8 protein-coding genes are annotated in these 12,231 nt (G+C 36.4%); all 8 read left to right on the forward strand.

Going from position 1 to position 12,231, the window contains the following annotated elements:
* Positions 1 to 153, forward strand: a 153-nt coding sequence (locus F777_RS18565; protein ID WP_369791994.1) for a DUF6617 family protein, incomplete at its 5' end; no start/stop codon positions are given.
* 105 nt (positions 154 to 258) lie between these two features.
* Positions 259 to 564, forward strand: a complete 306-nt coding sequence (locus F777_RS15780) for a helix-turn-helix domain-containing protein (RefSeq protein ID WP_037369145.1) — start codon at positions 259 to 261, stop codon at positions 562 to 564.
* Between the two features lie 30 nt (positions 565 to 594).
* Positions 595 to 2,844 carry a DUF3987 domain-containing protein gene (locus F777_RS0105100; protein ID WP_026751101.1) on the forward strand — a complete coding sequence of 750 codons (2,250 nt, stop codon included), beginning with the start codon at positions 595 to 597 and terminating at the stop codon, positions 2,842 to 2,844.
* A gap of 160 nt (positions 2,845 to 3,004) precedes the next feature.
* The gene (locus F777_RS0105105) at positions 3,005 to 3,307 is read left to right on the forward strand and encodes a helix-turn-helix domain-containing protein (protein WP_026751102.1); all 303 of its coding nucleotides are present in this window, start codon (positions 3,005 to 3,007) and stop codon (positions 3,305 to 3,307) included.
* Positions 3,308 to 3,334: 27 nt separating this feature from the next.
* The gene (gene brxF, locus F777_RS0105110; protein ID WP_026751103.1) at positions 3,335 to 7,558 is read left to right on the forward strand and encodes a BREX-3 system P-loop-containing protein BrxF; all 4,224 of its coding nucleotides are present in this window, start codon (positions 3,335 to 3,337) and stop codon (positions 7,556 to 7,558) included.
* Between the two features lie 20 nt (positions 7,559 to 7,578).
* Entirely contained in the window at positions 7,579 to 10,059 is a 2,481-nt protein-coding gene (locus F777_RS0105115) for a DNA methyltransferase (protein ID WP_026751104.1), read from the forward strand.
* A gap of 4 nt (positions 10,060 to 10,063) precedes the next feature.
* Positions 10,064 to 11,506 carry a PglZ domain-containing protein gene (locus tag F777_RS0105120; protein ID WP_161631483.1) on the forward strand — a complete coding sequence of 481 codons (1,443 nt, stop codon included), beginning with the start codon at positions 10,064 to 10,066 and terminating at the stop codon, positions 11,504 to 11,506.
* A complete protein-coding gene (locus F777_RS0105125; protein ID WP_026751106.1) occupies positions 11,503 to 12,207 on the forward strand; it encodes a hypothetical protein in 705 nt (234 codons plus the stop codon). Before F777_RS0105120 ends, F777_RS0105125 begins: the two co-directional genes overlap by 4 nt.
* Positions 12,208 to 12,231 lie beyond the last annotated feature (24 nt).

Genomic DNA, 12,231 nt, shown 5'->3' on the forward strand with positions numbered 1-12,231 from the left:
CTATCATTATCGAACATTGAGAGGTCAAAAATCTTCTATTCTAAAAAGGATACACTGATTACTGCAAACAACCTTTCAGCAAGTGGTTCAAAGAACAAAATTGAACCAAAGGAAAAGGCAAACATTGATAAGATTTTTAAACATCTGCAATAAAAAACATTAAGATTATTCAGTAATGTGAGTAAGGGATTAACCCCTTAACCATTGCCCCTCTTGCATTTAAGAGGTTTGTGCCATCATTCATAAAAATAAAAAAAGATGGCACACGAAGAATTAATCTTAGACAAGCTCACCGAAATCGCTAACAAGCTGGATGAGCAAAACCTGTTACAAAAAACAGTACTGAACTTTAATGAGGCTTGCAAATATTTAGATGTAAGTCCATCGCATTTGTACAAACTCACCAGTACAAAACACATTCCCCATTTCTGTCCTCAGGGCAAAAAACTCTACTTCAAACGGGAGGAGTTGGATACCTGGTTACAACGTAACCGCAAATCAGCAGCAGATGAAATTGATCAGATGGCTGCCGATTATGTTATCCGCAACAAACGCAAGAAGTAGGATTTTTTTATTAACTGAAAGAACAGAACAATGGCATCAAGTACCATATTTAAAAATTTCACCGTGCCGGTGGAAAAGAAATCATTGCTTTTAATAGCCAATGATATTGCCTCCGGCAAATACAAAGCGGAGGTTGAAGAAATCAGGGCATTGCTGGAGCAAGGCAAAACGGAAGAAGCGGCCAATAAGAAAAAGCAATTGTTAGCCTTCACTCCATCCGCAGTATTCAGCGAGAAAAGGCAAATGCCTTTCCTTGAAATGTACAGCGGCTTTGTACATCTTGATTTTGACAAGCTGACACCAGAGCAGTTGGATGCAGCTTTCAAAGTCATTGCCGAAATCCCTTACACCTTCTTATGCTTTATCAGCCCAAGCGGTAACGGCCTTAAAGTGTTCATTGAGGTGAATACTGAAATTGAACACCACGACATTGCATATTTGCAGGTACAGAAGCATTACGAAGATGCAACAGGTTTAAAAGCAGACCCAAGCTGCAAGGATATTACAAGGCTTTGCTTCATGAGTTATCACCCTGGACTGTTTAAGAACATCCGTAACGAAAAGTTCAAAGTGCAGTTGCCCGAAATTTTCACGCAACCGGAAGTGCAACCAAAAGCAGAACCAGTAAACCCACCAGTTCAGGAACAACCCGAAGAGGATTTGAACATCGCTTTCATTTTCAATCAACAAATTCAATTCACCAATCAAAAAACCCAATACACCGATGGAAACAGGAACAATTATATTTATCGGCTTGCTTCTAATTGCAACAGAGCTGGTTTATCGCAGCCCGATACTGAACTTTTATGTACGCAACATTTTGACCTACCTGAAAGAGAAATTAAAGAGGCAGTAAAAAGTGTTTACTCCCACCACAAACCCGAGTTTGCAAAGTTTGCAAACACTGCAAAGCTGCAAAGTACAGAACAGCAAACACCACAGGAAGACTATTTAAAAGCTACTCCAACCATTCCAGAAGAATTGTATTTACAAATGCCTGAAATATTGCAACACGGTGCAATGGCATTTACCGATGAAAGAGAACGGGATGTTTTTCTCACAGGAGCATTGGCAATTCTCAGCGGATGTTTGCCCGGTGTAAAAGGAGTGTATGCAGGTAACGAAGTTTTTCCGAATGTCTTTTCATTTGCCATTGCCCCTGCCGCCAGTGGAAAAGGTGCATTGAAGTTTGCAAAGATGCTGGCAGACGAATACCACAGCTTTGTACTGAAAGCAAGCCGTGAAGCAGAATCACAATACAATCAGGAACTATCCGAACACAAGCAAAAAATCAGCAGCAAGAAAAAAGGCGACACCTCCACAGAAGAACAGCCCACCAAACCCACTTTTAAAGTGGTGTACATTCCGGCAAATACAAGCTATGCAAAAATCCTTTGGCACTTGGAGCAGAACGAAGGAACAGGTATTATTTGCGAAACAGAAGCCGACACCCTGGGCAATGTATTTAAACAAGAGTGGGGTTCCTATTCCGATATGCTTCGCAAATCGTTTCACCACGAAAGGCTATCCAGTTCCCGTAAAGGCAACAATGAATTTACAGAGGTAAATGCACCCAGCTTGTCTATTGCTTTATCAGGTACACCCAATCAGGTAACGGGCTTAATATCTTCTTCCGAAGATGGCTTATTCAGCCGTTTCATATTCTATGCTTTTAAGGTGGAGCAAAAATGGAAAGACGTTTCTCCCAATGCCAATAACATCAACCTCACCGAGCATTTCAAAGAACTATCCTTAAAGGTGTTTAACATGGTCCAGTTCCTGCAACGGGAAGAAACCAACGTAACCCTAACCAATCAACAATGGCAACAACTAAACCAAACCTGTGAGGCATGGCTCAATGAAGTAACCATGTTCACAGCCGAAGAAGCCGCCAGTATTGTAAAACGCTTGGGCTTGATTCTGTATCGTATGGCAATGCTATTTACCGCCTTGCGGAAATTTGAAAACGGAGAGGCAGCAAGCCAGGTGCTTTGCACCGATGAAGATTTCAGCACCGCTTTGCGGTTGGCCGAAATCTACCTCCACCACAGTATTTTAATGTTCAACAACCTGCCAAAGCAAAGCGAAGCCACACAGTTCAAAACAGGCGATAGCAAACGCAAATTCTTTGATACTTTACCATCAGAATTTACCCGCCAACAAGCCGTTGAAACCGGCAAACAGTTCCAGCTTTCTGCCCGTACCGTGGATGATATACTCCACAATGCCACCGGCAAGGCTTTGGAAAAGCTGAAGGCCGGGCTTTACCGCAAAATCTAAGCACAATTCCCTCCCTGCATTGCTCCCCATGCCGCCAAACGGATGGGGTTTTTGCATTGTTTGCAGACTTTGCAAGTTTTGCACATTGCTATTTTTCTTAGTATGCACTTGCTTTTCTTTTCTTATATTTGCCAATATTTGACAAGTCAATATTAAAACGATGAACAGCCAATTTGGTGAGAGGATCAGAACACTCAGGGAGAAGCAGAATTTATATCTGCGGCAAGTTGCACCATTGCTTGAAATGGACACGGCTCAACTGAGTAAAATTGAAAAAGGGTTGCGGCAACTCAAACGGGAACAGATACCCATCCTTGCCGAAATACTCAAAGCAAGTAGCGATGAATTAATGACACTATGGTTAGCCGACCAAATTTATGCAGTAGTGAAAGATGAGAAGCTGGCAAATGAAGCAATGCAAGTGGCTGAGAAAAATATTAACCAAACAAAACGCAAGAAATAAAACCAACAATTTAAAAGTAATCACATAATGGAAAATAACAGCAGACACATAGATACATATCTTGCTTTAGCGAATAGTCTTCGTTTTAAGCTATGGGCAATTGTTGGTGAGGACCTGATAAAAAAAAATACAGTAATCCAATATTTGCAAAAGCAGGGTTATCTGTTGGTTGATGTTGGTTCGGAATTGAGCAGCCTATACAAAGAATTAGATGCTAATGAAGAACCTTCACACGACATAGGCCAAAAAATAAAAGATTGGTTCCTGTCAAAACCGGAGAAGCTGATCTTAACCAATGCAAGCATTCTTTACCATAATGCTTTTACAAAGATTTCACCTGTTGGTGCTTTCAAATATAACTCCCGTAATAAGAGCAGTGTTCTGTTCTTGGAAGATGAAAAGATTATAAGCAATCGTATTTCTTATGGTCAGGCAGGTTCAGAAGAGTATTACGATAAGGATATTAACGACATTCTAATTACTAAAATCGGTGATATAGAAGAAAACTATGAAACACTTGCAGCAGAAGATGCAGTAGAATATAAAACTGGCGATAAATTACCTGATGATGCCATTGGTAATTTATTCAACTACACCGTAATTAAAGATGTTGTAGATATTGATACCGACTTAAAACAAGAAGATTTACAAAAGGAATTAATATCGAGTTACATTATTTCCGAAGGGCTTGAGCAGCAGATTATCGACTTCTTTGATAATCTGCAAAAACCAAATCATAAGGCTGTAAAGATTATTGGTAACTACGGTAGTGGTAAATCTCACTTAATAGCGTTCTTGGTAAGCATCATTAATAATGAAAGTTATCGTTCACTTATTAAAAATGCAAAGGTTAGAAAAGCGGCTGAAAAAATATCTCGAAAGTTTTTTACAGTTCAATTTGAATTGCAGCCGGTAGATGTTGACTTGTCTTTTTTCTTTTTCAGGGAATTAGAAAAGCAAATAAAACAGGCATACGGTATAGAAATACCGAAGCTGACAAAGGACACAATTAATTTCAAAGACCATTTAGCGGAGATAATTGAAATACTAAAAGCAAAAGACCCTTCAAAGGGTTTGATGGTAATTGTGGATGAAGTTTCTGACTTCTTACAAGCAAAGCAATCATTCCAGATAAAAAGAGATTTTCAATTTCTAAGAGTTGTTGCACAGGTTTGCCAGGATCAAGATATGCTTTTAGCTATTTCTATGCAGGAGGATATTTATTCAAGTCCTAAACTCAGCGATATTGCAGGTGATGAAGCTCGAATAAGTGAACGATTCCAGAATATCATTATCCGCAGAGAAGCAGTAAAGCAGGTTATAGCACAGCGTATTGTTTCTAAGACCAAACAACAACACATCGAAATTGAACAAAAGCTAAAACCTTTCATTGATAAAATTGAAGATGTTGCAAACAAGCAGGAGGAATATATTGAGTTGTTCCCTTTTACACCAGGCTTGCTAAACCTATTTCATGAATTGCCTTATTTTGAAAAACGGGGTATCATCCAGTTTGCTCAGAATGAATTGAAGTATGTTATTGCCAAACCTTTTCCGTACTTCTTTACATTCGACCGCATCTATGATATTTTAGCCAATAACCCCAATAACCGTAATCTCGAAGGGGTTTACGACTTGGTTAAAGTAGTGAGCATCGTAAACCAAAAGATTGCAGCCAACCTCGACAAAAAGCTGCAAAGTGATGCCTACAAATTAGTAAAAGGCTTAGCCGTTTATTCTCTTTGGAGCAAGGGTCAAAATGGAGCAACAGCAAAAGAATTGGCTGAACAGCTTTTAATTATTCCGCAGAATAATGCCTTAGAAGCCTTTATGCAAGTGTCTTTGATTGTTAAGAAAATAAGAGAGGCAACAGATGGTTTTTATATTAAGGTAGTTAAGGACGATGCTACAGGTAATGACTATTTTAAATTCGATCCTGCAATTGATGGCAAAGACCCGGAAGAGAGAATTGATAATGAAATTGTAGCAGTTGGCGGTGATGAAGATAAACAGGAAGCAGTACTATTTGACCAGATTAAAGAGATATTGGATTTAGACCATTACAAGAATACACCAAATGTATTTTCGGATGAATGCACCTGGGTATCTGTAAAATCATTCAGAAAAGGATTGGTTGTATTTCAGCGTAAAGAACAAGAGATTGAAAATCTTGATAAAGCAGATTATGTAATCAATCTTATTTCCCCATTCAGCAAAAAAGAACCAAAGAAATGCAGCGAAAATCAACTAAATATTAAAATCAAAGTTGGGAGCCAGGAAAGTATTGAAGTAATTAAACGTATCGTTGCTATCAAGTCATTGATAAGTAAAAATATTTTGGTATCGGCCATGAACAAGAAATTAACCGATACCATAGAAGGATACAGAAATCCGGCAGGTGTTGTTGTGCCTGGCATTAAGTACCGTATTGCCATGTGGATAATGAATTTATCAGAAGCAAAGCTCAATGATGATGCAATTTCTATCAAATCGCAATTAGGAAAAGACTTCAATAACCTTTCTGAAATCGTTTCAGAATTAAAAAAGAAAGTGTTTGACAAATGCTTCAATGATGAGTTTCCCGAACATCCTAAATATGCTGAAATATTATCCTCAAACAACATTACCAATACCATTTCAACAATTAGCGATGAAGTGACCAATGGAAATTTCAGGTCCTTGTCGCTTCGGAGTAAAAGTTTCCTAAATACTTTAAGCCTTTTAAATGCCAACGGTGATCCTGATGTAGCTTCTAATAAGATAGCTCAAATCATTCTTACCACAATAAATGCTAAGGCTGGCAAGGTGGTTGATATTGAAAAGGAAATTGATACTCCACTTGCCAAAATTCCTTATGGTTTAGAGCCAGAAATAGTTCATTTCTTTTTGATAATACTTACCACTTTGGGTAAGATTGCTTTGAAAGGAAAAGGCGGTGATGAAATAGATATTTCAAACATCAAGGAAAAATTCAAAAGCATTACCCAGTTTGAGAACATTGTATATGCAATTAAGAAGGATGATTTGTCTTATGACTTTGCAAACAATTTGCTCAATGCACTCGGTTTAAATGGTGCTAAGATGCTGCGGGAAAATACCCGTAATGAGAGCTTCCTCGAGTATAAAAACAAAATCAGGGCAATTGCTGATGATATTAGGGCTATCAATCTTCAAATAAGCAAGGCTGAAGCAAAAGCTGAGCTTTATATAAACCTTGACAGTGTTAAAAAGGAAGCTGTAAAAGTTACAGGCATCGATTGGGCAACATTAGACATTACCAACCATGCCAGATTCAATACCATCGAAAGTTTTAGTGGCAAGCTCACCGAGATTAAGGAGATACTAAGCACCATTGAGGAATTGAAAATTACTCTTATAGAGTACAATGAAAAAACACACAATGGCATTCGGTATATGAAAGATGCTTTGGATATTATAGAAGCAAATCAAAAATACTTGAGTGACCCACAAGTAGAAGTTAAGCTGAAACAATTCAGCAACGATACAATTAATGTTGTTAAAGATTTTGGTAAATACATACAGCTAAAGGAGAGGTTTCCGCTTGCAGGAAAGATTGATGCTTTTAAGAAAATGTATATCAATGAATTTTACTATCCTGCTTTACAGAACACCATTGGTAATAAAGTAGATTGGAAACCATTTGAAAGTTTTACCCGAAATACATTGTTTGAAAAGATTGGCATTTTGGCAAATGCAGATTGTAACGTAAAACAGAAAATAGATGGTAAAATCACATTATGGACTGGCATCCTGGCAATGAGAGCAAAATCAGTTGATGTAGATAGTTTGAACGATATTCCATTTGATACCCAAACTAATTTCATGAAAGTAGAGAGGGATTATTCAAGTATTGCAACTGAGGGCAAAAATATAGATGCTACACTGAAGGCAATTTTTGAAGACTACGCTTCTACTACAATCGCTGAGGTTAAGAACAAAGCCGACCAATTAGCAATTGTAAAAATACCGGCAGAACAGAAGAAGGCTATTGAAGCAATTGTCAAAACAGGAAAATTACCTGATACAATAAATCAGCAACTAATTGATGCTATCAACAAGCTGTTTGTAGATATAAAAATTGTTCAGTTGAAAAAGGAAGATATAATAAATGCCTTATTCAAAAAAGATGAATTGGTAACACTTGCACAGCTAAGTGAAGCCTTTTTTAACTTGAAAGAAAAACTGGAAAAGGAAAACAAAGGGCAGGAAGTACGTTTCAAAATTGATTAACAAACTTGAAAATAAACAGAATGGATTATAAAAAAGATTTGGCTGAACGCCTACCAGAATTAAAAAAAATGGATAGTTTTCCAATTGGGAATGACGAAGATATTATTTCGTTATCTCAACCTCCATTTTATACGGCTTGTCCAAATCCCTACCTAACGGAATTATTAGAACCAAATATATCAGCCGATGATAATTATCATTGTGAGCCATACATTGGTGATGTAAGTGAGGGAAAAACAGATCCGGTTTATTTAGCCCATACTTATCATACAAAGGTTCCATACAAAGCAATCATTCATTATATTGAACATTACACTAAAGAAGGTGATTTCGTCCTTGATGCTTTTAGTGGCTCTGGAATGACAGGTGTTGCTGCCAAGGTTACAAATAGGAACTGCATTTTATCAGATTTGTCACCCGTTGCAAGCTTAATGGGTGCATCAATAACTGGTCGCCCCGATTCCGTACGATACAAAGCAGAATTTATAAAATTACTGTCTCAGGTAAAGGATGAATTTAATTGGCTTTATGAAACGAATCATAAAGAAAATATTAAGGGTGAAATTAATTATATTATTTACAGTGAGATTTTAGCTTGCCCATATTGTAAAACCGAATATTCTTTTTGGGATGAGGCGTTTATCGAAAGTGATAAAATATTACAATCTAAGTTTAATTGTCCATCGTGCAAAGCTGTAATATCCAAAGCCGATTCAGAAAGTGTTATTGAGGATTATTTTGATGAGTTTATTCAAAGTAATTCACAAAGACTTAAATACAGACCGGTATTAATTAATTACAAAGTTGATAAAAAGGTTTTTGAAAAGAAGCCTGATGAAACAGATTTGTTGCTTTTTCGCAGAATTGAGGAATATAAAATTCCATATTGGCTTCCTTCGTATCAATATATGTTTAAGGATGGCAAGTGGGGTGATATGTGGCGAGCAGGTGTACACTTCGGTATAACTCATACTCATCATTTTTTTACTAAGGGAAGTCTTATTGTATTGTCACGTTTATTGTCACTTGCTAACAATTCAAACATGAAGCATTTGATGCTTTATACAATTACATCTTTTTTGACGAAAACGGGAAGCAAGTTGCATAATATTGGTTTTAAGGATGGAAAAATTAATTTAGCTGGAGCACAGCCAAATTCCCTTTATATCCCCAGCCTCTTTGCAGAAAGAAACTTATTCACATTATCTCTTGGTAAATCAAGAGATATTGAAAAGGCTTTAGAAAGTATTTACGACAGCAATAAATCGAAAGTATTTGTACAAGTTTCATCGGCAACACAGTTGCTTATACCAAATAATTCAATCGATTATGTTTTTACTGATCCCCCATTCGGTGAAAATTTAATGTATTCAGAAATGAATTTTATTTGGGAATCTTGGTTGAAAGTATTTACAAATAATCAGAAAGAAGCAATAATTAATAATTCACAAAATAAAGATATTGATTCATATTTTGATCTAATGCACGATTCGTTTAAAGAATATTATCGTGTTTTAAAGCCAAATAGATGGATTACTGTAGTATTTCATAACTCCAAATCTTCAATTTGGAATGTTTTGCAAAACGCTTTGTCAAGGGCTGGCTTTATCATTAGCCAGGTTTCAATTTTGGATAAACAGCAGGGAACAAAAAATCAACAGACTGCCGCTGGTGCAGTTGAAAAAGACCTTGTTATTTCTGCTTTTAAACCAAGGGCAGTTTTTGAACAAAAGTTGCTAAAAAATGGCGGTTTAAATTTGGAATATGACTTTATATCGGAGCTTCTTTCAAATCAACCAATTAAGCCTGTTTTAGAAAGGACTGAGAAAATGTTGTACTCAAAAATGATAGCCTTCTACATTCAAAGAGGTTATGAGGTAAAATATGATGCAAAAACATTTTATGCTTTACTAAAGACTTCCTTTATAGAAGAAGATGGCCTTTGGTTTACATCAAATCAAATAAACTCTTTTCTTGAATACAAGAAGAAAATGAAACTTGATGGCATTACGGAGCTGAAAACCGGCTCAATGTTTCTTTTCATTTCTGATGAAAAATCCTCTCTTATTTGGCTATACAGTTTTTTAGATTCTCCTAAAACGCTATCAGAGATTCATAGTTCTTTTACTGAATTGGCAAATTTTCAAAGTGATAAAGTGCCTGAATTAAAAGAAATGCTTAACCAAAATTTTATCTATGAAAATGAAAAATATAGAAGACCAAAATCCGAACCCGAACATAATTTGATTACTGAAAAAAGAGAAAAGGCTTTGCAAAGAGAATTTGAGGCATTGCTAATAATAGCAAAAACCGAAAAAGCCAAAATCAAACTTGTAAGAATGGAAGCATTATCATACGGTTTTGAATTGTGCTATAAGACAAAACGATTTGAAGATATTTTGTCGCTTGCGAAAAAATTGGATAAAACTATTTTAGAAAACAGCCCTGAACTCAGCGACTTTGTTGATGCTGCTGAGATTATGGTACAAGGTATTTCATAAAAATATGCAGTGGAAACTATACATATATACCAAGCTCAACTTAGAGGATAATACACCAAAGGTCATATCAGACCATACAGGTATTTTATCTTCTGCTTCTTTTTTGTCCTTCTTGGATGAAATGGCAGTTAGCTATTTGGTTACGGATAAAGTGCCTGAAATGCTTGCAGCATCCGGCACAATGCCGGTATTGGTAATCCTTACCAATATTAAGGACGTACCTGCATTTATCACAAATAAATTCCAGCACAAGCAATTTACATATGCTGATATTCCATTGAATGGCGATATAGCAGGCATTCTAAAAGGGTTATCTGCCGAATCCCTAATCCATCTCTTAAACTACGTTTATTCCACAGACAAGCACCTGGTAGTTACCAAGTATAATACTGAAGGTCTTTTGTCATTTGCAAAATCTCATGCTGCTATATCAGTAGTTAGTTCTTTGATTGAGCAAATTACTTTGTTGCTTCAAACTGTTCCGCAATTTGATACCATTCTACAATTAGGCAAGCTATGGGGCAAAGTAGTGTACCTGTCGGTTATCCATCAGGATACTCGTTATGAAAACTATATCAAACAAATTGATGCATTTGCAGCTTCGTTTATTGCCTCCGATGGAATGCAGCAAGCTACGTTTGCATCAACCGTAAAAAATCCCAAATCAGTCGACCGCATTTTAGCCAATATTAAAAGTCAGAACGATAAAAAAACGGCACTGATTTGTTTTGACTGCATGGGCTTTGCAGAATGGTATCTTTTACAGGAATATTTATCAGACATCAATCTCAACTTTACTGATATTGCTTTATTCACCATGTTACCTTCTGTAACATCCGTTTCAAGGTCCGCAATATTTCATGGCTCACAAGATGTTTACAATATCAAATCCCCAGGTAGAGCAGACGAAGCGAAGGCTTTTACAAATTATTTCAATGAGAAGGAAGTCAAATATTTTACTGATTCAGATATTATAACCGAGGACACTTTGTTAGGATATGACTGTATCAGTATTCTATACTCTTTCTTTGATGACCTTTCGCATTCAGCACAGTTTCCGCCAAACCATAGTAATAAGTCATTATACTTTGATGCTGTAAAAGGTTACCTGAATAATTCAAAAGTGTTGCAAACATTGCAAACATTGCAGGGCAATGATTTCACCGTTTATATATGTTCAGACCACGGCTCTGTTGTTGCCTTTGGCAACGGCCAAAAGCTGGATAAATACCTTATAGACAATTTTGCAAAAAGAGCTGTTATTGTTCCAGAAGTATCAGCAGATTTAATTGAGCACACTAAAATTAAAATTCCTTTTGTTGAAGGAAAGATTATTGTATTGCCTGAAGGCAGAACAATGTTTGCAAACAACAACCAAATAGAAATCAATCACGGAGGCATTACCGTTGAAGAAATGGTAGTGCCATATATTAAGTTACAGAAATGATAGGATACGATAGACCGTTAAAACCGGAATGGATATATAAAACCTTACAAATGGTGGAGGCAGGTAAGAAGCCTGAAGAATATTATGATGCCTATAATCAAATAGCAGTCGAACTCACCGGTAAGGATGGAAGAAGAAAAACACGTACCGTGTTATTCCGGACATTCATTTACAGCTTTCAGGAAAAAACAAGTGTTATAGAAAACAATATTCTTATCAGCCTATGTAAGCAAAAGGATTATGAGTACATGAAGCCAATTTTATTGGCAATGTTTATTCTGGATTACGAAATCTTGAAATACTTCACCCAGATGTATTTTAAAATATTCGACCCGTCTCAATCAGTTAGTTCGACAGCTCTAACAAAGAAAATGACAGAGGCTTATGGCGATACTGAAATAGTAAAAAGATCCACAAGAGCATTCCTTAAAACATTATCTGACTTTGGAATCATTGAGCCAACAGGCACAAACACTTTCCATCAAATAAATAAATCAAAATTGTCGGCAGAGCAGGTTTCAGATATTCTGAAACTCTATGCAACTGTAAAACACACAAAGCAAGTAGATATTCAAAACATTGATAAATCAATTTTTGCCTTTTACAATATTCCTGATTTGAGCACTGTAGCACACCAGTTTCACACTACCGAATGGGAATATATTAAAGGCATTGAAAGAGGATTATTGATGTTACATTAAAATTAAATAATAAAATAATGAAAT

The sequence above is a fragment of the Sediminibacterium sp. C3 genome (assembly GCF_000508085.1).
In the GTDB taxonomy this organism is placed as follows: Bacteria; Bacteroidota; Bacteroidia; order Chitinophagales; family Chitinophagaceae; genus Sediminibacterium.